Raw genomic sequence first — 20,861 nt, 5'->3', positions numbered from 1 at the left:
ATGCACCGGGCGCCAGCGCCGGGGCATCCCCCGATCGGCGGAGGGTGCGGACGCCGGTGAGGGGATCCGTCCCTTTACGCCCCTGCCTAGCGTCGTGGTCATGGCCTCCTCCGCGCATCCGTCCACGTCCCCCTCGCCGACGACCGAGACAGGACCGCGCACACCGTCCGCGCGACTGCACCATCTGGACGCCCTCCGCGCCGGCGCCCTGCTGCTGGGGGTCGTGCTGCACACCGTGCTCGGGTTCGTCCCCGGCGCCGCCTGGCTCTTCCAGGACACCCGGACCGCGTGGTGGGCGCTGCCCGTGATGGTCGTGATCCACCTGTTCCGGATGATCCTGTTCATGATGCTGGCCGGCTACTTCGGCCGCATGGTGCTCATGCGCCGCGGGACCGGGTCGTACGTGCGCGACCGCCTGCTGCGCATCGGGGCCCCGCTGATCGCCTTCTGGCCCCTCGCGGTGCTCTCGCTGCCCGTGGTGATCGTCGGAGGCAGCGCCCTGCTGGGTCGCCCGCTGCCCGGCGCCGTGCAGGGCGGGGCCGGGGACACGGGCAAGGCGCAGGGCGGGGCCGAGGGAGGCGCGCCGGGGCTGCTCGAACTGCTCACGCCGGGGCAGCTCTGGTTCCTGCTGCTGCTGGTCGAGATCATCCTCGTGGTCGTCCTGGTCCGGGCGCTGCTGGTGAAGGCCCTGGGCGCCGAGCGCGCGGGCCGCACCGCCCGCATGATCGGCCGCGTGCTCTCGAGCCCCGCGGGCCTGCTGCTGGCCGCGCTCCCCTATGCGTCGGGCCTCGTCGCCCAGGGGACGATCATCGGCGGCATCCAGGGGCCGACCACCCTGGTGCCGGTACCGGGCGCGTCGCTCGCGTACGGCGGGGCGTTCCTGGTGGGCTGGTTCCTCCAGGCCGAGAGCACCTCCCTGGAGCGGATGGCCCGGGGGTGGCCCCTCTGCCTGGCCCTCGCCGGCCTGCTCACGGCGCCTCTCCTGGTGGGCGGGTCGGGGACCCCCGGGTCCCCGGTCCTCACCCTCGTGCTCGTCCCGCTGGCCGGGTGGGCGTGGGTGCGCGGGCTCCTGGGCCTCGCCGCGCGCGCGATGGACCGCGAGATCTTCGCGATCCGCTACCTCGCCGACGCCTCGTACTGGATCTACCTGCTGCACCTGCCAGTCGTCGTGGCCCTGGGCCTGGCGATGGCGGAGCTGCCGCTGCCCCCGCTCATGAAGGTCGCGCTGAACCTGCTCCTCACCACCGGGATCCTCCTGCTCGCCTACGACCTGATGGTGCGCAGCACCTGGATCGGGCGGTGGCTGAACGGGCACCGCAGGCCGCGGGCGCTGCTGCCCGCCCCCCGGCGCGCGGCCCGTCGGCCGATCACCCCTTGACGCCGCCGGCGGCCGCGAAGCCCGTGCCCAGGCTCCGGCCCATGATCAGGTACAGGGCGACCACGGGCAGGGAGTAGAAGATCGAGAAGGCCGCGAGCTGGCCGTAGGCCACCTGCCCGTACTGCGAGGAGAACGTGTACAGGGTGACCGCCGCCGGCAGGTGATCGGGGCTCAGCAGCAGCATGAAGGGGACGAAGAAGTTGCCCCACATACCCACGAAGGTGAAGATCGTCGCCACGGAGAGTCCCGAGCGCATGAGCGGCAGCACCACGGACCACAGGGTCCGCAGGACGCCCGCGCCCTCCGTCCATGCCGACTCCTCGATCTCCACGGGCACCGAGTCCATGAACCCCTTGGTGAGGAAGATGGCGTACGGCAGGGACGAGGCACCCAGGAAGAGGATCGCCCCGAACATCGAGTCGATGAGGTTGACCTGCACGAACAGCGAGTAGACGGGGATCATGATCGCGGTGATCGGCAGGCCGGTCGCGAAGATGACGGTCAGCAGCAGCGGACGCTTGGCCGCGAAGCGGTACCGGGAGAACGGGTAGGCGCACAGGACCGCGGCGACCATGGTCACGATCGTCGCCCCGCCGCACAGCAGCAGCGAGTTCCCGAGCGGGCGGAACGTGGTCTCGGTGTTCCAGATCGCCCGGAAGTTGCCCAGGCTCCACTTCTCGGGCCAGCTGACCGAGAGCGTGGCGCTCTCGTTGAACGAGGCCAGCACGACCCACAGCAGCGGGATCAGGAACGCCACCCCGATGACGATCATCGCGAGGCTCGAGGCGAGCTCGGCGGTGCGCTCGCGCGGCCCCTTGCCGCCCTTGTGGCCGCGCCGGGTGGGCGCGGTCGTCGGGCCGGGGACGGATGCGGCGGACGGGGAGGCGGGTGCGGAGGCGGCGTCGGCCGCTGCGGTGGAGGTCATCGCTTCTCCTCCTCGGGGAGCAGGCGGAGGTAGACGAGGGAGGCGGCGGCCCCGATCAGCAGCAGGAGCAGGGCGACCGCGGTGCCGTAGCCGAGCTGGCCGTAGGAGAAGGCCTGCTCGTACATGTACAGCGGCAGGGTCTGGCTCTTCCGGTCGGGCCCGCCGCCGGTCATGATGAAGATCAGCCCGAAGACGGAGAGTGTCTGCAGGGTGATGAGCATGAGGTTCGTGGCGAGCGCCGGGCGCAGCAGCGGCAGGGTGATCGAGGTGAAGCGGCGCATCGGCCCGGCCCCGTCCATCGCTGCGGACTCCTGGACGTCGCCGGGGATCGCACCGAGCGCCGCCGAGTACACGAGCATCGAGAAGGCCGTGCCGCGCCAGACGTTCGCGAAGCTCACCGCCACGATCGGGGCGCTGAACAGCAGCGTCTGCGGCGGGATGCCCACCAGGCCGAGGATGCCGTCGAGGCTGCCGCCCTCGGCGAAGAAGGTGTAGAGCAGGTAGCCGGCGACCACCTCGGGCAGGATCCAGGCGGCGATCACGATGGAGGTGATCGCGAAGCTGATCACCCGGTTCGCCCGCTCCATGAGCAGGGCGAGCAGCAGTCCCAGCAGGTTCTGCCCGATCACGGCGGAGATCAGGGTGAACAGGATCGTGAGCACGACCGAGTTCCAGAAGTCGCCGTCGGTGAGGGCGTCGGTGAAGTTCGAGACGCCCACGAAGGAGGTCTTCGAGGCGCCGTCCCCGCGGATCGCCTTGTCGGTGAAGGCGAGGTAGAGCGAGTAGATGATGGGGCCGGCCATGAACAGCACCAGGAGCACGGCGGTGGGGATCATGGGCGCCGCGCGCCGCAGGGTGAGGCGGTCACCGATGCCGGCGGGGCGCCGACGGCGCGGCCGCACGGACCGGGTCGCGGGGCGCTCGGGGCCGAGAGTGCTCATCGGGACTCCTCCTGCACGTTCTCGGCGCCGACGATGTCCGTGACCGCGGCGTCGTAGTCGGCCGCGGCCTTCTTCGGATCCGCGGCGTCGGACATCACCGCCTCCATGGCCTCCTGGATCGCCGCCGAGACCTCGGGGTAGGCGGGCAGGGCCGGCCGGTAGTAGGCGGTCGCGAGGAGACCGGTGAAGAACTCGACGCTGGGCGCGTACTCCTGGTACTCCTTCTTCGCGGCGACGTCCTTGCGGACGGTGATGTGGTTGTCCGCGATCGCGAAGGCCAGCGAGTTCTCCGTCGACGTCGCCGCCTCGATGAACGCCCAGGCGGCGTCCTCGTCCCGGCAGTGCTGGGGAATGGTGAGGCCCCAGCCTCCGGCGAGGGTGAGAGTGCCCGGGTCCTGGCCGTCCTTCGTGGGCATCTTCGCCAGGCCGACCTTCTCGGTCCACTCCGGCCACTCCCCCGGTGACCCCTCGGCCCAGTTCCGGGTGATCCACGAGCCGTCCAGCAGGATGCCGAGCTTCCCCTCGGGGATCATCGTGGAGTAGATGCTCTCGCTGATGTTCGGGTCGAGGTGCTGGGAGACCGGGAGGGTCAGCTCCTCCTCGAAGATCGTGCGCAGCAGGGAGAGCGAGTCCACGAAGCCCTGCGAGCCCAGGACCCACTTCTTCGTGTCCTCGTCGTACAAACGGGAGGTCGTCCCGTAGAGCAGCATCTCGAAGCCCTGCATCGAGGCCTTCTCGCCCTGCGCCTTCCCGCTGAAGATGAACAACGGGGCGGCCTCGGAATCGGAGTCCTTGATCGCGCGGGCGGCCTCGAGGATGTCGTCCCAGGAGGTCGGCTCCCAGGTGCTGGGGAGCCCGGCCTCCTCGAAGACGTCGCGTTGGTAGAAGAGGGCGCGGGTGTCGGTGGTCTGCGGGGCGCCGTAGACGTGTCCGTCCTCCGCGGTGAAGGCCTCGCGGGACGCCTTCACGACGTCGCCCCAGTGGTCCCAGGTCTTGATGTGCGCGTCGAGCGGCCGCAGGTATCCGGCGCCGACGTCGGAGAGCATGATGAAGGAGTCCTCGTAGACGACGTCGGCCGAGGTCCGCGGCGAGGACATGAGCAGCTCGTTCTTGGTGAAGTAGTCGTTCTCCGCGGCGACGATCGGCACCAGCTCGACGCTGAGGCCCGGACGGGCGGCGGTGAACGTCTTCGCGCTCGCGCTCAGCCAGTCCTTGAGGTTCGTGCCCGAGCCGAACTGCTGGTAGGCGATCCGCACGGTGTCCGCTCCCGCGTCCGAGGAGCACGCGGCGAGCGGCAGGACGACGGCGGCGCCGGCGGTGATCCTGAGGAAGGTGCGTCTGTCGGGGCGGGTCGGTCCCGGGATGACCATGGGGAAGGCTCCTCCACATCGAGGGGCGGCAGCCGCGGGACGCGTGGTCGTCCCCGCGAGCGGCGCGTGGCTGTGAGCCAGCCTACAGGCGGAGCGCAGCAGGCCCCGGAGGCCGAGCGCGGGCGTGTCCGCCGGGTCAGTCGCGGACGGCGGCGAGCAGCCGCGCGGCCTCGACGCCCTGCCCCGCGGCGGCGTCGGCGTAGCGGGTGCCCGGCGGGACCTGCGCGATCTCGAACCACCAGGAGGCGTGCGGGACCAGGCGCACATCGCGCCAGGGCACGTCGAAGCCGGGGTCCTGCCAGAGCGTCAGTGCGATCTCGGCGCGGCGACCGGCCGCGTGCAGGGCGAGACGGCGCAGCTCCGGGAGGGAGTGGGGCCCGGGCCGGCAGGAGGACGGGATCGCGACGGTCGCGTCCAGGGGCAGCGGCCAGCGGGTCTCTCCCCAGGCCAGGGAGGTCTGCCCGGTGCCGCCGACCACGGCGGCGGGCAGCCGCAGGTCCTCCTCGCGCACGGGCTCGTGCTCCCCCGTCGGGCGCAGGTCGAGCACGCTGCGCTCGACCCAGACGCCCGGAAGCGCGAGGCGCTCGCCGACCCGCACCTCGACCAGGACGCCGTCGCCGAAGGCGGCCAGGTGCTCGGCGGCGTCCGGCACGCGGTCGGCCAGCGCGCGCTGATCCAGCAGCAGCCGCACGCGGGCCTCGTCCCCGGTGCGCTGGGTGAGGGCGAGGGCGAGCACGTCGCCGGGACGCGCGGAGCTGGTGGCGGTGCTCATGCCCGGAACACCGCTTCGGGGCGGTCCTCGAGGGCGAGCGCGATCTGCTCGCGGAACCGGCCGGGCATCGGCGGGAGGTCGTCGAGGTCCGCCCAGCGCGCCTCGGTGTTCTCGCCGTCCGCCGGCCGGGGATCCCCGTCAACGTGCTCGAGGACGAAGCACAGGTCGAGGTACTGCGCGCGGTCGCCGTTGGCGTAAGTGGTCTCCGGCAGCGTGCGCACCTCGATCAGCCGCAGCGGGCGCACCGAGAGCGCGGCCTCCTCGGCGACCTCGCGGACGGCGGCGCGGGCGGGCTGCTCGCCGGGATCGATGATGCCGGTGACCGGGGTCCAGTCGCCCGTGTCCGCGCGGCGCACCACGAGGGCACAACGGCGCTCGGCGTCCAGCACGATCGCGGTCACGCCGGACATCCACAGCAGGTCGTGGCCGATGCGCTCGCGCAGCGCGAGGACGAAGTCGGGGGTCGCCATGGGAGCCCTCAGCCCGCCGACGCCACGGCGACGGTGATCAGGGTGGTGACCAGGGGCACCACGAGGGTCACCAGGAAAGCGAGGACGATGAGCGCGGCGACGATGATCATCGAGATCCATCCCCACTTCACGAGGGTGCGCGCCGTGGTGGGCTCGTCGAGCTTCACGAGCGCGATGATGCCGAGGATCGACGGGATCATCGCCCCGCACACGGCGCCGATCACGATCTGCACGATCGCCTGCGTCTGCAGGGACTGGCGCTCCGGGTACTGCACCGGGGACGTGGGGCCCGGAGCACCCTGGCCCGGGGGCTGGGGCGGAGGCACCTGCTGCCAGGACTGGCTCATGGTCTGCTCCTCGGGACGGGACGGGACAGGACGCGGGTCGGGGCGGCGGTCGGGACGGGGCCGGCACGGGCCACGGCGCTCCCGCTCGGGTCAGCGGAAGCGCTTCTCGCGAATGCGCACGCCGATCTCGATCGGGGAGCCCGTAAAGCCGAAGTCCTCGCGCAGGCGGCGCTCGATGAAGCGCCGGTAGCCGTGCTCGAGGAAGCCGGTCGCGAAAATGACGATCCGCGGGGGCCGGGTGCGGGCCTGCGTCGCGAAGAGGATCCGCGACTGCTTGCCGCCGCGCAGCGGGTGCGGATGCGCGGCGACGAGGGTGCCCAGGAAGGCGTTCAGGCGGGCGGTGGCGACGCGGGTGTCCCACGAGTCGAGGGCGGTGCGCAGGGCCGGCACGAGCTTCTCGGCGTGGCGTCCGGTGAGGGCCGAGATGTTCACCCGCGGCGCCCACGCGACGTGCGCGAGGTCCTTCTCGATCTCCCACTCGAGCTGGCGGCGCCGGTCCTCGCCGATGAGATCCCACTTGTTGAAGGCGAGCACGAGGGCGCGCCCGGACTCGAGCACCATGTCGATGATCTTGAGGTCCTGGGTGGAGATCGGCTCGGAGGCCTCGAGCAGCACCACGGCGACCTCCGCCCGGTCGAGCGCCGAGCGGGTGCGCAGGGAGGCGTAGAAGTCGGCGCCCTGGGACTGCAGCACGCGGCGGCGGATGCCCGCGGTGTCCACGAAGGTCCAGACCTGTCCGCCCAGCTCGATCTTCTCGTCGACCGGGTCGCGGGTGGTGCCCGCAAGATCGTCGACCACCACGCGGTTCTCCCCCGCCAGACGATTGAGCAGGGAGGACTTGCCGACGTTCGGGCGGCCCAGCAGCGCGACGCGGCGGGGGCCGTCGTCGGGGGCCGCGCCGCGGCCCTCCTCCGGGAGCGCCGCGAGGACGGCGTCGAGCAGGTCGCCCGAGCCGCGGCCGTGGATCGCGGAGACCGGGTGCGGCTCCCCCAGGCCCAGGTTCCACAGGGCCGCCGCCTCGAGCTCGCCGCGCTCGTCGTCGACCTTGTTCGCCGCCAGGATCACGGGGCGGTCCGAGCGGCGCAGCACCTTGAGCAGCTGCTCGTCGGTGGTGGTGATGCCGACGGTCGCGTCGACCACGAAGAGGACGGCGTCGGCGAGCTCGATCGCGACCTCGGCCTGCTCGGCGACCCGGTAGGCGATGCCCTGGACCTTGTCCTCCCAGCCGCCGGTGTCCACGAGCCAGAAGTCGGTGCCCGCCCACTCGGCCGCGTAGAAGACGCGGTCGCGGGTCACGCCCGGGACGTCCTCGACGACAGCCTCGCGGCGGCCCAGGATGCGGTTCACGAGGGTCGACTTGCCGACGTTCGGGCGGCCGACCACAGCCAGGACCGGCAGGTTCTTCGCCGCGCGGCCGACGGGCGCCTCCTCGTCGCCCTCGGTCAAGAGGGCGAGGTCCTCGTCGTCCAGGGCGTAGTCCTCGAGCCCGGCGCGCCAGGCCTCGGCGATCTCCTCGTCGGTGGGCTCGTCCCCGGGGACGGCGGCGAGGTCCGGACCGCCCGTCCAGTGCACCTCGGGATCGTCCTGCGCGTCGGACTCCTGCTCGTGGCGCGCGCGGGCCTCGTCCACGAGGGCCAGGACGCGCTCGATGACCTGCTCGATCGTGAGGTCGGTGGTGTCGATCGGGGTGACGCCCTCGGCGGCGGTGAGGAACTCGGAGACCGCGGAGTCGTCGCGGTCGCGGCGCAGCACCTGGTCGCGCATGCGCTCGCGGCTCTCCTCGGAGTCGTCGAGGCCGAGCTCGGCGGCGCGCCGGGCCATGCGGGCCTCGTCGCTCGCGGTGAGCAGGACGCGCACGTCGGCGTCGGGAGCGACGACGGTGGTGACGTCGCGGCCCTCGGCGGCGCAGAGGCCGCGGAGATCGGCGGTCTCCCGCAGGATCTCGCGCTGGCGCCGCTGGAGGATCGGGCGCACGGCCGTGTTCGTGGCGATCGCGGAGACCTGGCTGCTGATGCCCTGGGTGCGGATCTCGGCGGTCACGTCCTGGCCGCAGACCGCGACGGTGGCCCCGGCGGGGTCGGTCCCGAGGTCCAGGTCGAGGGACTCGGCGACGTGCGCGACGGCCTCGCGGTCCTCGAGGTCGATGCCGCCGCGGAGGCACTGCCAGGTCACCGCCCGATACATCGCGCCGGTGTCGAGGAAGCCGCCGCCGGTGATCTCGGCGACGCGGCGTGCCACGGTCGACTTGCCCGAGCCCGCGGGGCCGTCGATCGCGACGGTCACGCCGCGGGGCGCGCCGGCGGGCGCGGCGTCCGACGTGACGGCGTGCTCGGATGCGGGCAGGGCTGCGGAGGACTCCATCGGATCAGGATACGGGCGCTCAGCCCTCGAGCACGCTCCATCCGCGCCGGGAGAGCTCCCTCGTGAGCAGATCCTCATGGCTCGGGATCACCGCGATGTGGGCGACGCCCACCCGCTGGCCGAGCGAGTGCTCGAGGTGGAGGTCCTCGAGGTTGACGCCGATCTGCCCGGTCTCGGTGAGCAGGCGCGCGAGCTCGCCGGGGCTGTCGGGCACCATCACGGACACCGTCGCGAAGACGTCGGTGCCGCTGCCGTGCTTGCCGGGGATGCGGGCGACCCCGCGGTTGCCGTCGGAGATGAGGCGCGCGAGCTCGCGGCGCGAGCCGACGGACGGGTCCGGATCGCCCTGCATCGTGGCCAGGGCGTTCGCGACGCCCGCGAGCCGCTCCTGCATGTCGCCGAGCACCGGGAGCAGGGCCCGGGCGTTCGCGCCCAGGATCTCGACCCACAGCCGCGGATCCGAGGCGGCGATGCGCGTCGTGTCGCGCAGCCCCTGGCCGGAGAGCTCGAGCGCCTGCTCCTCGGCGTCGAGCAGCCCGGTCGCGAGCAGGCTCGCGACCACCTGCGGGGCGTGGGAGACGCGGGCGACGGCCTCGTCGTGGCGGGCCGCCTCCATCACCACGGGCAGGGAGCCCAGCTCGGTCGCGATCTGGCGGAGCCTCGCGACCGCGCCGCGGCGCGTGCCCTCGTGCGGGCAGATCACGAACGGGCGTCCCAGGAACAGGTCGGCGCGGGCGGCGATCACTCCGGAGACCTCGCGACCGGCCATGGGATGGGTGCCGAGATAGCGGGAGAGGTCGTCCGCGGTGATCTCGCCGGCCGCGGCGCGTGCGCGCAGGCCCTCGAGGACCACCCGCTTGACGCTCGCGACGTCGACGACGAGGGCCCCGGGGTAGGTGCCGAGCGCCTGGGCGACGAGGGCGGCGGCGACGTCGGGCGGGGCGGCCACGACGACGAGCGCGGGGTCGGCGTCGCCCGCGCGGCGGACGCGTCCGACGCCGAGCTCGACCGCGAGCGAGGTGGTGCCCGGGGAGACGTCCTGCACGTGGACCTCGACGCCCGCGCCCCGCAGGGCGAGTCCGAGGGACCCGCCGATCAGGCCGGTGCCGATGACGAGGACCGGGCTCGGCAGCAGGGGCGCGTCGTGAGCGGCGGGCCCCTCGCTCACAGGCCGACCTCCGCCATCAGCGTGCCGAGCTCCTTCGGCTCGAGCTCGCGGGTCTCGCCGGGCGCGAGGTCCGCGAGCAGGATCGGGCCGATGCGGGTGCGCACGAGCGCCGTGAGCTCGTGGCCCTGGGAGGCGAACATGCGGCGCACGATGCGGTTGCGGCCCTCGTGGAGCGTGACCTCGACGACGGCCTCGCGGCCGTCGTGGGCGACGAGCCGCGCGCGATCGGCGCGGGCGGGGCCGTCCTCGAGCTCGACGCCCTCGCGCAGCGCCTTGAGCAGACCGCGCGGGAAGGCCCCGGTGAGCGGGAAGCGGCACACGTACGTCTTCTCGACGTCGAAGCTCGGGTGGGTGAGGCGGTGGGCGAGCTCGCCGTCGTTGGTGAGCAGGAGCAGGCCCTCGGTCTCGAAGTCGAGACGGCCCACGTGGTAGAGCCTCTCCGGGAAGCGCTCCGCGAACTCGGTGAGGTCGCGACGGCCCTCCGGGTCGGACATGGCGCTGACCACGTGGCGGGGCTTGTTCAGGGCGACGGTGCGCTTGCCCCCGTCGAGCTGGAGGCGGCGGCCGTCCACGTGCACGACCTGACGGGCCGGATCGATGCGCACGCCCTGCTCGAGCACCGTCTCGCCGTCGACGCTCACGCGGCCCTGGGAGATGATCGCCTCGCAGGCGCGCCGGGAGCCGAATCCCGCGCGGGCGAGGACCTTCTGCAGGCGCTCGCCGCTGGCCGACGCGGACTCGGCGGCGGGCGCCGGCCGCCCGTCGCTGTCCCGCAGACGGACGCTGCGCGGCGGGGTGAAGGCGCTGCGGCGGCGCTCGGCCATCAGGCGGCGCAGCCGCGCGCGACGAGCTCCCGCGCGAGCTGCCGGTAGGACTCCGCGCCCTTCGTGGAGGAGGCGAAGGACGTGATCGGCTCCGCCGCCACGGACGCATCGGGGAACTTCACCGTGCGATTGATGGTGGTGCGGAAGACCCGGTCCGGGAAGGCCTCGACGACCCTCTGGCTGACCTCGCGGGCGTGCAGGGTACGCGGATCGAACATCGTGATGAGGATGCCGTCGATGTCGAGGCGGGGGTTGATGCGGTCCTGCACCTTCTCGATGGTCTCCACGAGCAGGGCGACGCCGCGCAGCGCGAAGTACTCGGCCTCGAGCGGGATGATCACGCCGTGGCTGGCCGCGAGCGCGTTGACGGTGAGCAGGCCCAGCGAGGGCTGGCAGTCGATGATGATGACGTCGTACTCGTCCATCACCGGACGCAGCACGCGGGCGAGCGCCATCTCGCGGGCGACCTCGTTGACCAGCTGGACCTCGGCCGCGGAGAGGTCGATGTTCGCCGGGAGCACGTCGAGGTCGTCGGTGCTCGTGGACTGGATGACGTCGTGGACGTCGTGGCTGCGGTCCATGAGCAGGTTGTAGACGGTGATGTCGAGCTCGTAGGGGTTCACGCCGGTGCCGGCGGAGAGCGCGCCCTGCGGGTCGAGGTCCACGAGGAGCACCTTGCGGCCCATCTCCGCGAGCGCCGCACCGAGGTTGATGACGCTCGTGGTCTTCCCGACGCCGCCCTTCTGGTTGACCATCGAGATCACACGCGCGGGGCCGTGGCTCTCCAGCGCCGGGGGCTCGGGGAAATCGGGCCGCGGGAGACCCGTGGGTCCCAGGTCGATGTCCAGGGTCAACTTGGAGGAGTCGCTCACGTGGTGTTCCTGTCGTCTGCTCGTCCGGGCGTCGTACTGCTGCGCTGCTGCGCCGATCCTGCCGATCGGGACCCGCTGCTCGGGTCCCGCCGCGGTGCGCGCGGCGGACGCGGGGCGGCTCCGCCGCACGTGGCGGGGCCGCGGATCGCCCCGCAAGTCTAAGCCCCATGGGTTCCTCGGGCCCGCCGGTCCCGCCGCGGAGGCCGCGGCGCCGCCGCCGCGGGAGGTCGGTCCCGGCTCAGCCGCGATCGCGGGAGCGCGGATGGGCGGCCGCGTGGGCCTCGCGCAAGGAGTCGACGGTCACCTGGGTGTAGAGCTGGGTGGTGGTGACCGAGGCGTGCCCCAGCAGCTCCTGGACAGCGCGGACGTCGGCGCCGCCGTGCAGGAGATGGGTTGCGAAGGAGTGGCGCAGCGTGTGCGGTCCGATCGCGCCCTCGAGGTCCGCGTCGGCGGCGGCGCGCTGCACGATCTGCCACGCCGCCTGCCGGGTGAGACGGGTGCCGCGCGAGCCCAGGAAGATCGCCGGGGTGCCCCGTCCCCGGGAGGCGAGGGAGGGCCGGGCCCGGGTGAGATACGCCTCCAGCGCCTCGAGGGCGAAGCGCCCGACGGGCACCGCGCGGTGCTTGTCGCCCTTGCCGCGCAGCACCGCGGCGCGCTCGAGCGGATCGACGTCGTCCACGTCCAGGCCGATCGCCTCGGAGATCCTCGCCCCGAGCCCGTAGAGCACCTCGAGCAGGGCCCGGTCCCGCAGGGCGCGCTCGGCGGACAGTGCGCCGGTGCCGGGCCGACCCGCGGCCTCGACGAGCCGCGCGGCCTCGTCGATCGTGATCGGGTGCGGCAGGGTGCGCGGTCGGCTCGGGGCGGGCAGCAGCCGCGTGGGGTCCCCGGTGCTCGAGGTGCGCTCGGCGTCGAGGAAGGCGTGCAGACCGCGGACCGCGGCCAGGGCCCGGGCGGCGCTCGAGGCCGCGAGCGCCGATCCCCCGTCGGCCCCCGAGCGGACCGTCCGCAGCCAGGCCGAGACGTCCCCCGGGCTCATCGCGTGCAGCGCGCGGTCCTCGCGGGCGAGGTGGCGCAGGTAGCGGGTGAGGTCGCGCCGGTAGGCGGCCAGCGTGTTCGCGGACAGGCCGCGCTCGACGCGCAGATGGCTCAGGTACTGCTCGAGATCGCGGGCGTCGTCCGTGCGGACCTCGGCGGGGCCGGCGTCGGCGGCGACCACGGGCACGTTCCTCAGAAGCGGACGAACGGGTCGATCGCGAGCGCCACGAACAGCAGCGTCAGGTAGGTGATCGAGCCGTGGAAGACGACCATCGGGCCGAGCTTCTTGCCGGTCAGCCCCCTGTGCGTGCGCACCGCGTAGCGGATGACGAGGAAGAGGAACCAGGCGCCCGAGGCCACGGCGGCGACCGCGTAGACCCAGCCGGTGTGCCCCAGCGGGATGATCGCGAGGCTCGAGGCGACCATGAGCACGCTGTGCAGCACCATCTGGTGGGCGACGTTCGTGCGGGAGCTGACCACGGGGAGCATGGGCACGCCCGCGGTCTCGTAGTCCTTGGTGAACTTCTCGGCGAGCGGCCAGTAGTGCGGCGGCGTCCAGAAGAAGATGACGAGGAACAGCAGGAACGCGGTCCAGGAGACGGTGCCGGTGACGGCCGACCAGCCGATCAGGACCGGCATGCAGCCGGCGATCCCGCCCCACACGATGTTCTGCGAGGTCCGGCGCTTGAGGAACATCGTGTAGAAGAGGACGTACAGCAGGATCGCGGCGATCGCGAGCACGGCGGAGGCCCAGTTCACGAGCAGGCCCAGCCAGAGGGCGGAGACGATCGACAGCACCACGCCGAACACGACGGCGGCCCGCGGGGAGACCTCGCCGGTGACGATGGGACGGTTCTTCGTCCGCTTCATCTTCGCGTCGATGTCGCGGTCCAGGTACATGTTCAGCGTGTTCGCGCCGCCGGCGGCGAGGTAGCCGCCGATCATCGTCGCGAGGATCAGCAGCGGGTGCGGGAAGCCCCCCGCCGCGAGGAACATGGTGGGGATCGTCGTGATCAGCAGCAGCTCGATGATCCGCGGTTTGGTGAGCGCGACGTAGGCGCGCACGGTGCGGCCGATGCCGCGGCGGCCCTCGGGGCCCGACGGGGCCGGGGGCGACGAGACCGTGTCCGACGAGGCGGACGCTGCCGACTCCGACCCGGGGGTCTGCGACGTCTGCGGGGTGCGCCGGGCGGTCCCGGGAGCGGGGGTGCCGTGGGGAGCGGTCACCGTCCACCGTCCTTCCTGCTGCGACCGACGCGTCTGCGCCGAGGGGGCGAACGGGCCCGATACTACCCGGCAGCCGGCCCCGCGGACCGCCGCCGCGATGCTCGACGCGCCACACCGCGTGCCTCTCGTCACCTCCGGACATCTTCGCGGCCGCTCGATCCGTTGCTCGGGGCGTGAGAGTCCCTGACCTCGCATGACATGGCTCACCGGATGCGCGTCCCACGAGAAGTCGCGGCAACCCCTGGCCACGGGGCGGGGCGATAGGATCGAATGGTCGCTGAGCGGCGCGCCCCGGGACCCGGGCGACGCGAGCCGCTCCTGCAGCTCCTGACGGAAGGAAGAACAACTCGTGAGCGAATCGTTCAAGGGAATCGACGGCTGGACCGACGTGGACAAGCGCGCGATCGACACGGTGCGCACCCTCGCGGCGGACGCCGTCCAGAAGGTCGGGAACGGCCACCCGGGGACGGCGATCAGCCTCGCCCCGGCCGCCTACCTGCTGTACCAGGACATCATGCGCCACGACCCCTCGGACACCGGGTGGCTGGGCCGCGATCGCTTCGTCCTCTCCGCGGGCCACTCGAGCCTCACCCAGTACATCCAGCTCTACCTCGGCGGATTCGGCCTCGAGCTCGAGGACATCGAGTCCCTGCGCACGTGGGGCTCGAAGACCCCGGGCCATCCCGAGGTCGGCCACACCAAGGGTGTGGAGACCACCACCGGCCCGCTCGGCCAGGGCCTGGCGACCGCCGTCGGCATGGCCATGGCGCAGCGCCGCGAGCGCGGCCTGTTCGACCCCGAGGCCCCCGCGGGCGAGAGCCCCTTCGACCGCTTCACCTACGCGATCGCCTCCGACGGCGACATGCAGGAGGGCGTGACAAACGAGGCCTCCTCGATCGCCGGCACCCAGGAGCTGGGCAACCTGATCGTCCTGTGGGACGACAACGACATCTCGATCGAGGGCCACACCGACATCGCCTTCACCGAGGACACGGCGGCCCGCTACGAGGCGCTGGGCTGGGACGTCCACCACGTGGACTGGACCCACGGCGGCACCGAGTACGTCGAGGACGTCGCCGCCCTCAAGACCGCCATCGAGGACGCCAAGAAGGTCACCGACAAGCCGTCCTTCATCGCCCTGCGCACCGTGATCGCCTGGCCCGCTCCCACCAAGCAGGGCACCGGCGCCGCCCACGGCTCCGCCCTCGGCGACGAGGAGGTCGCGGGCCTCAAGAAGGCGCTCGGCCTGGATCCCGAGAAGACCTTCGACGTCCCCGCCGAGGTCCTCGACCGCACCCGCGAGCTCGTGCAGCGCGGCAAGGAGGCGCACGCCGCCTGGGACGAGAAGCTCGCGAGCTGGCGCGAGGCCAACGCCGACCGCGCCGCGCTGCTGGACCGGCTCGTCGCCGGGAAACTCCCCGACGGCTGGGCCGACGCCCTGCCGACCTTCGAGGCCGACGCCAAGGGCCTGGCCACCCGCGCCGCATCCGGCAAGGTGCTGAACGCCCTCGCCCCGGTGCTGCCCGAGCTCTGGGGCGGCTCGGCCGACCTCGCCGGCTCGAACAACACCACCATGGACGGCGAGCCCTCCTTCATCCCGAAGGACCGCTCGACCAAGGAGTTCTCGGGCGACGAGTACGGCCGCACGCTGCACTTCGGCATCCGCGAGCACGCCATGGGCGCGATCCTCTCCGGGATCAACCTCGACGAGCTCACCCGCGCCTACGGCGGCACGTTCCTGCAGTTCTCGGACTACATGCGCGGCGCCGTGCGCCTCTCGGCCCTGATGGGCGTGGACAACATCTACGTGTGGACCCACGACTCCATCGGCCTGGGCGAGGACGGCCCCACCCACCAGCCGGTCGAGCACCTCGCCGCGCTGCGCGCCATCCCGGGCCTGGACGTCGTCCGCCCGGCCGACGCCAACGAGACGGCCGCCGCCTGGAAGGCGACGATCGAGCGCCGCGAGCGCCCGATCGGCCTGATCCTCTCCCGCCAGGCCCTGCCGACGCTGGACCGCAGCGAGTACGCGAGCACCGACGGCGTCGCCCGGGGCGGGTACGTCCTCAAGGACGCCGGCAGCGGCGAGCCCGAGGTCATCCTCATCGCCACCGGCTCCGAGGTGCAGTACGCCGTCGAGGCGCAGAAGCAGCTCGAGGAGGCCGGCACGCCGACCCGCGTGGTCTCCATGCCGTCCGTCGAGTGGTTCGAGGACCAGGACGAGGCCTACCGCGAGTCGGTCCTCCCCCGCGGCGTCCGCGCCCGGGTGAGCGTCGAGGCGGGCATCGCCCAGTCCTGGTTTAAGTACCTGGGCGACGCGGGCCGCGCCGTCAGCCTCGAGCACTACGGCGCCTCCGCGGACGCGGCCACGCTCTTCCGCGAGTACGGCTTCACGGCCGACGCGGTGGTGGCCGCCGCGAAGGAGTCCATCGAGGCCGCACAGAGCTGATCCGCCGACGGGGGCGGGACCCCAGAGGTCCCGCCCCCTCTTCTCGCCGTGCCCGCGCGGGAGCCCGCCGTCGGCCCTCGGGCCCCGCACCCGCCCCGCGCATCCACGGCGACCATCCGTCTCCGACTCCCCATGATCTGATCGGCGCCGCGCGCGCCGAGGAAGGATTCCCCTCATGACCCAGAACACCCGCACCCAGGCCCTCTCCGACGCCGGCGTGTCGATCTGGCTGGACGACCTCTCCCGCGGCCGCCTGACCTCCGGCAACCTCCAGGAGCTCGTGGACTCGAAGAACATCGTGGGCGTCACCACCAACCCCTCGATCTTCCAGGCCGCCATCTCCGGCGCCCAGGACTACGACGCCGACATCGCCGAGCTCGCGAAGGCCGGCAAGGACGTCGACGCGGTCGTCGAGAAGCTCACCACCGATGACGTCCGCTCCGCCGCCGACCTCTTCGCCCCGGTCGCCGAGGCCACCGAGGGCCAGGACGGCCGCGTCTCCATCGAGGTCGACCCGCGCCTGGCGCACGAGACCGAGAAGACGATCGCGCAGGCACACCGCCTCAGCGAGATCGTGGACCGCAGCAACGTGATGATCAAGATCCCCGCGACCAAGGAGGGCCTGCCGGCCATCACCGAGGTGATCGGCGCGGGCATCAGCGTCAACGTGACCCTCATCTTCTCCGTGGACCGCTACCGCGAGGTCATCGACGCCTACCTGGCGGGCCTGGAGAAGGCCGACGCCGCCGGCATCGACCTCTCGACCATCCGCTCGGTCGGCTCGTTCTTCGTCTCGCGCTTCGACACCGAGATCGACGCCCGCCTGGAGAAGCTGGGCGGCGACGCCCTGGAGCTGCGCGGCAAGGCGGGCGTGGCGAACGCCCGCGTGGCCTTCGGCGTGTACCTCGAGAAGTTCTCCTCGGAGCGCTTCGAGAAGCTGGCAGCGAAGGGCGCCCGCGTGCAGCGCGCGCTGTGGGCCTCGACCGGGGTGAAGAACCCCGAGTACGCCGACACCATGTACGTCGACCAGCTGGTCGCCTCCCCCACCGTGAACACGATGCCGGAGAAGACGCTCGACGCGGTCGCCGACCACTCCGAGCCCGGGAAGGCCCTGGACGCGGAGGCCGCGCAGGCCTCGGCCGCGGACCTCGAGAAGATCTCCGCCGCGGGCGTCGACCTCGACGACGTCTACGCCGTCCTCGAGCGCGAGGGCGTCGAGAAGTTCGAGAAGGCCTGGAACGAGCTGCTCGAGACCGTCGCGGCGCAGATCGCCTCGGCCTGATCCCACCCCGCCGCCTCCCCTCCTCCGTCCGCTCCTGAGCGCCGCCCGCGGCGCCGCGCGGGGAGGAGGGCCGGCGGTCCTCACTCCATCGAGCACACGGCGGAGCCGCCCCGACGGGTCGGCTCCGCCACGTGCCGGAAGGATGATCGTGAACACGACCCCCACTCCGCGCAATCCGCTGCGCGATCCCCGTGATCGGCGTCTGCCGCTGATCGCGGGTCCGAGCTCGATGGTGATGTTCGGCGTCACCGGAGACCTCGCCCGCAAGAAGCTCCTCCCCGCGATCTACGACCTGGCCCACCGGGGCCTGCTGCCCCCGAGCTTCGGCCTGGTCGGCTACGGGCGCCGCGACTGGAGCCATGACGACTTCGCCGACTACGTGCGCACGTCCGTCACCGAACACGCCCGCACCGAGTTCGACGAGTCGACCTTCGAGCAGCTGCGCGGCGGCCTGCGCTTCGTCACCGGCACCTTCGACGACACGGCCGCCTTCCAGAAGCTCACGGAGGTCGTCGAGGAGCTCGACCGCACCCGCGGCACGGGCGGCAACCACGCTTTCTACCTCTCGATCCCGCCGGACGCGTTCCCGCAGGTCTGCTCGCAGCTGGCGAACTCGGGACTGAACACCCCGCGCGACGGCTCGTGGCGCCGCGTGGTTATCGAGAAGCCCTTCGGCCACGACCTGGCCTCCGCGAAGGAGCTCAACGACGTCGTGGAGAAGGTCTTCCGCCCGGAGGACGTCTTCCGCATCGATCACTACCTGGGCAAGGAAACGGTCCAGAACATCCTCGCGTTCCGCTTCGCGAACCAGATGTTCGAGCCGATCTGGAACGCGAACTACGTCGACCACGTGCAGGTCACGATGGCCGAGGACATCGGCATCGGCTCGCGTGCGGGCTACTACGACGGCATCGGCACCGCGCGCGACGTCATCCAGAACCACCTCCTGCAGCTGCTCGCGCTGACCGCGATGGAGGAGCCCATCTCCTTCGACGCGAAGGAGCTGCGCACGGAGAAGGAGAAGGTCCTCGAGGCCATCTCCCTGCCCGACGACCTCTCCCTGCACACCGCCCGCGGGCAGTACGTCGCGGGACTGCAGGGCGGCGAGGAGGTCAAGGGGTACCTCGAGGAGGACGGCATCCCCGCCGACTCCACGACCGAGACGTTCGCCGCGATGCGCCTGGACGTGAACACCCGCCGCTGGGCCGGGGTCCCGTTCTACCTGCGCGCGGGCAAGCGCCTGGGCCGCCGCGTCACCGAGATCGCCGTGGTCTTCAAGTCCGCCCCGTTCCTGCCGTTCTCCTCCACGGACACCGCGGACCTCGGCCAGAACGCGATCGTGATCCGCGTCCAGCCCGACGAGGGCGTGACCATGCGGTTCGGCTCCAAGGTCCCCGGCACCCAGATGGAGGTCCGGGACGTGAACATGGACTTCCAGTACGGGTCCTCGTTCACCGAGGAATCGCCCGAGGCCTACGAGCGGCTGATCCTGGACATGCTCCTGGGCGACCCGCCGCTGTTCCCGCGCCAGCGGGAGGTCGAGCTGTCCTGGGAGATCCTCGACCCGATCACCGACTACTGGGCGAAGAACCTTCCGCCCGCTCCGTACCGCCCCGGCACCTGGGGCCCGGAGACCGCCAACGAGATGCTCACGCGCGACGGACGCGCCTGGAGGCGACCGTGATCACCACCCTGAACGACACCACCGCATCCGCCGTCGACAAGAAGATGACGCAGATGCGCGAGACCTTCGGCGCGACCACCGTGGGCAGCGTGCTCACGCTGATCATCGTCGCGACCGGCGAGGACATCGATCAGCCCCTGCAGGCCGCCGTGCAGGCCAGCCACGAGCACCCCTCGCGGGTCATCGTGGTCGATGCCGACACCGACGCCGATACCGGACTGGACGCGGAGATCCGCGTGGGCCGCGACGCGGGAGCCGGCGAGATCGTCATCCTCCGCGCCCGGGGCGACGTCATGTCCAGCCTGGACACCCTCATCACCCCGCTGCTGCTGCCCGACGCCCCGATCGTCACCTGGTGGCCCGAGGACGCCCCGTCCTCGCCCGTCCACGACGTCCTGGGCTCGATCTCCCAGCGCCGCATCACCGACGCCGCCTCCTCGAGCGACCCCGACGCGACCCTCAAGCGCCTGCGCCGCGGCTACTCCAGCGGCGACTCCGACCTCTCCTGGGCCCGCATCACCCGCTGGCGCGGACTGGCCGCCACGGCCTACGAGACCCCGCCGATCTCCCTCCCGCGCAGCGTGAGCGTCGCCGGCCCCGCTGGCGATCCCTCGGTGCGCCTGCTGGCCGCATGGCTCGCCCTCGAGCTCGGCCTCGAGGTCGACATCGAGACCGTCGACGGCTGCCCCGCCGGCCCCCAGTCCCTCGTCTTCGAGCGCGAGGACGGGACCGTGGCCCTGCGCCGAGGCGAGGGCGACAGCGTCATCATCTCCCTGCCCGGCGACCAGGAGGACCAGCGCGTCCCCGTGCCCGCGAGCTCCCTCTACGAGCTCCTCGCCGAGGAGCTGCGCCGCCTGGACCCCGACGAGGTCTACGGCGAGGTCCTCGCCCACGCCTTCTCCAAGGTCGAGGACGCCTCGACCTTCGCGAAGGGCAAGCCGGAGCCGACGGACGCCGTCTCCGAGTCCCTCGAGGCCGCCGCCGTGCGCGCCGCCGACGACGTGGCCGCCCGCCTCGCCGAGGCGATCTCCGCGCGCGGCGAGGCGCACCTCGTGGTCACCGGAGGCACCATAGGCGCCGCCACCGCCGACGCCCTCCCCGTCGCCTTCGTCGAGCACGAGGTCGACCCGGCCGCCGTGCACGTGTGGTGGGGCGACGAGCGCTTCGTCGACGCCGACTCGGAGGACCGCAACGACCAGTCGGTGCGCGTCGGCTTCCTCGAGAAGATCGCCTTCGCACCCGGCAAGGTGCATCCGGTCCCCTCGACCTCGAGCGGCATGTCCCTCGACGAGGCCGCCGCCTGGTACGGCCAGGAGCTGGATCGCGCGGGCGGCGACCGTCCGTTCCGCACCCGCGGCGAGGCGTTCTTCGACGTGCTGCTGCTGGGCGTCGGTCCCGACGGCCACGTGGCCTCGCTGTTCCCGCGCCACCCCGCGCAGCAGCTCGACGGCGCGAGCGCCGTGGCCGTGGTCGACTCCCCCAAGCCGCCGCCGCTGCGGGTGTCGCTGACCTGGCCCGTGCTGAACTCCGCGCGCCACGTGGGCCTGCTGGCCGCCGGCGCGGAGAAGGCCGACGCGGTCGCGCGCGCCCACCGGGGCATCGACCCGTGGGAGGTCCCGGCCTCCTCGGTGCGCGGGCTCGAGTCCACCACCTGGTACCTCGACGAGTCCTCGGCGACGGGCCTGCGGAAGGGCTGACGGGCTGACCGCACCCCGGGACCGCCGGGAGCACCGAGAGGGCCCGACCGCGCCATGTG

17 protein-coding genes are annotated in these 20,861 nt (G+C 72.5%); 5 read left to right on the top strand and 12 right to left on the bottom strand.

Annotated features, from left to right (window positions below):
* Window positions 1-100: 100 nt before the first annotated feature.
* Window positions 101-1,378 carry an acyltransferase family protein gene (locus ACFQ53_RS03005; RefSeq protein ID WP_377855139.1) on the top strand — a complete coding sequence of 426 codons (1,278 nt, stop codon included), beginning with the start codon at window positions 101-103 and terminating at the stop codon, window positions 1,376-1,378.
* On the opposite strand, the gene ACFQ53_RS03000 is transcribed toward ACFQ53_RS03005, so the two are convergent.
* From ACFQ53_RS03000 to ACFQ53_RS02945, 12 genes are all read right to left on the bottom strand, one after another.
* A complete protein-coding gene (locus ACFQ53_RS03000; RefSeq protein ID WP_377855136.1) occupies window positions 1,368-2,303 on the bottom strand; it encodes a carbohydrate ABC transporter permease in 936 nt (311 codons plus the stop codon). The two genes, ACFQ53_RS03005 and ACFQ53_RS03000, sit on opposite strands and share 11 nt — an antisense overlap.
* Complete coding sequence (locus ACFQ53_RS02995) at window positions 2,300-3,244, bottom strand: carbohydrate ABC transporter permease (RefSeq protein ID WP_377855133.1); 945 nt, start codon at window positions 3,242-3,244, stop codon at window positions 2,300-2,302. Before ACFQ53_RS02995 ends, ACFQ53_RS03000 begins: the two co-directional genes overlap by 4 nt.
* Entirely contained in the window at window positions 3,241-4,614 is a 1,374-nt protein-coding gene (locus ACFQ53_RS02990; protein ID WP_377855130.1) for an extracellular solute-binding protein, read from the bottom strand. The genes ACFQ53_RS02995 and ACFQ53_RS02990 overlap by 4 nt, the downstream gene beginning before the upstream one ends.
* Window positions 4,615-4,750: 136 nt before the next feature.
* Window positions 4,751-5,386 carry a hypothetical protein gene (locus ACFQ53_RS02985; protein ID WP_377855127.1) on the bottom strand — a complete coding sequence of 212 codons (636 nt, stop codon included), beginning with the start codon at window positions 5,384-5,386 and terminating at the stop codon, window positions 4,751-4,753.
* Window positions 5,383-5,856, bottom strand: a complete 474-nt coding sequence (locus ACFQ53_RS02980; RefSeq protein WP_377855124.1) for an NUDIX domain-containing protein — start codon at window positions 5,854-5,856, stop codon at window positions 5,383-5,385. Before ACFQ53_RS02980 ends, ACFQ53_RS02985 begins: the two co-directional genes overlap by 4 nt.
* An 8-nt stretch (window positions 5,857-5,864) precedes the next feature.
* The gene (locus ACFQ53_RS02975; protein WP_377855121.1) at window positions 5,865-6,203 is read right to left on the bottom strand and encodes a hypothetical protein; all 339 of its coding nucleotides are present in this window, start codon (window positions 6,201-6,203) and stop codon (window positions 5,865-5,867) included.
* 90 nt (window positions 6,204-6,293) lie between these two features.
* Window positions 6,294-8,564, bottom strand: a complete 2,271-nt coding sequence (der, locus tag ACFQ53_RS02970; protein WP_377855119.1) for a bifunctional cytidylate kinase/GTPase Der — start codon at window positions 8,562-8,564, stop codon at window positions 6,294-6,296.
* A 19-nt stretch (window positions 8,565-8,583) separates the two neighbouring features.
* A complete protein-coding gene (locus ACFQ53_RS02965) occupies window positions 8,584-9,732 on the bottom strand; it encodes a prephenate dehydrogenase (protein ID WP_377855116.1) in 1,149 nt (382 codons plus the stop codon).
* Window positions 9,729-10,556, bottom strand: a complete 828-nt coding sequence (locus ACFQ53_RS02960; RefSeq protein ID WP_249480240.1) for a pseudouridine synthase — start codon at window positions 10,554-10,556, stop codon at window positions 9,729-9,731. The genes ACFQ53_RS02965 and ACFQ53_RS02960 overlap by 4 nt, the downstream gene beginning before the upstream one ends.
* Window positions 10,556-11,428, bottom strand: coding sequence for a ParA family protein (locus ACFQ53_RS02955; RefSeq protein WP_152353016.1), 873 nt, complete (start codon window positions 11,426-11,428; stop codon window positions 10,556-10,558). The genes ACFQ53_RS02960 and ACFQ53_RS02955 overlap by 1 nt, the downstream gene beginning before the upstream one ends.
* Window positions 11,429-11,666: 238 nt before the next feature.
* Complete coding sequence (locus tag ACFQ53_RS02950) at window positions 11,667-12,644, bottom strand: tyrosine recombinase (RefSeq protein ID WP_377855111.1); 978 nt, start codon at window positions 12,642-12,644, stop codon at window positions 11,667-11,669.
* A gap of 11 nt (window positions 12,645-12,655) precedes the next feature.
* The gene (locus tag ACFQ53_RS02945) at window positions 12,656-13,690 is read right to left on the bottom strand and encodes a heme o synthase (protein WP_377855108.1); all 1,035 of its coding nucleotides are present in this window, start codon (window positions 13,688-13,690) and stop codon (window positions 12,656-12,658) included.
* Window positions 13,691-14,039: 349 nt separating this feature from the next.
* Here ACFQ53_RS02945 and tkt point away from each other — a divergent pair, with 349 nt between their 5' ends.
* The 4 genes from tkt (at window position 14,040) to pgl (ending at window position 20,802) form a co-directional block, all read left to right on the top strand.
* On the top strand, window positions 14,040-16,139 hold the full coding sequence (gene tkt, locus ACFQ53_RS02940) for a transketolase (RefSeq protein ID WP_377855105.1): 2,100 nt from the start codon (window positions 14,040-14,042) through the stop codon (window positions 16,137-16,139).
* 175 nt (window positions 16,140-16,314) lie between these two features.
* Window positions 16,315-17,421, top strand: coding sequence for a transaldolase (gene tal / locus ACFQ53_RS02935; RefSeq protein WP_377855102.1), 1,107 nt, complete (start codon window positions 16,315-16,317; stop codon window positions 17,419-17,421).
* A gap of 142 nt (window positions 17,422-17,563) precedes the next feature.
* Window positions 17,564-19,105, top strand: coding sequence for a glucose-6-phosphate dehydrogenase (zwf, locus tag ACFQ53_RS02930; RefSeq protein WP_377855099.1), 1,542 nt, complete (start codon window positions 17,564-17,566; stop codon window positions 19,103-19,105).
* The gene (pgl, locus tag ACFQ53_RS02925) at window positions 19,102-20,802 is read left to right on the top strand and encodes a 6-phosphogluconolactonase (protein WP_377855096.1); all 1,701 of its coding nucleotides are present in this window, start codon (window positions 19,102-19,104) and stop codon (window positions 20,800-20,802) included. The genes zwf and pgl overlap by 4 nt, the downstream gene beginning before the upstream one ends.
* Window positions 20,803-20,861 lie beyond the last annotated feature (59 nt).

Origin of the sequence: Brachybacterium sp. NPDC056505, assembly GCF_042794925.1 — a bacterium.
In the GTDB taxonomy this organism is placed as follows: domain Bacteria; phylum Actinomycetota; class Actinomycetes; order Actinomycetales; family Dermabacteraceae; genus Brachybacterium; species Brachybacterium kimchii.
Note: the sequence above shows the minus strand (reverse complement) of the source record. Positions and strands in the feature narration are given on the sequence as shown.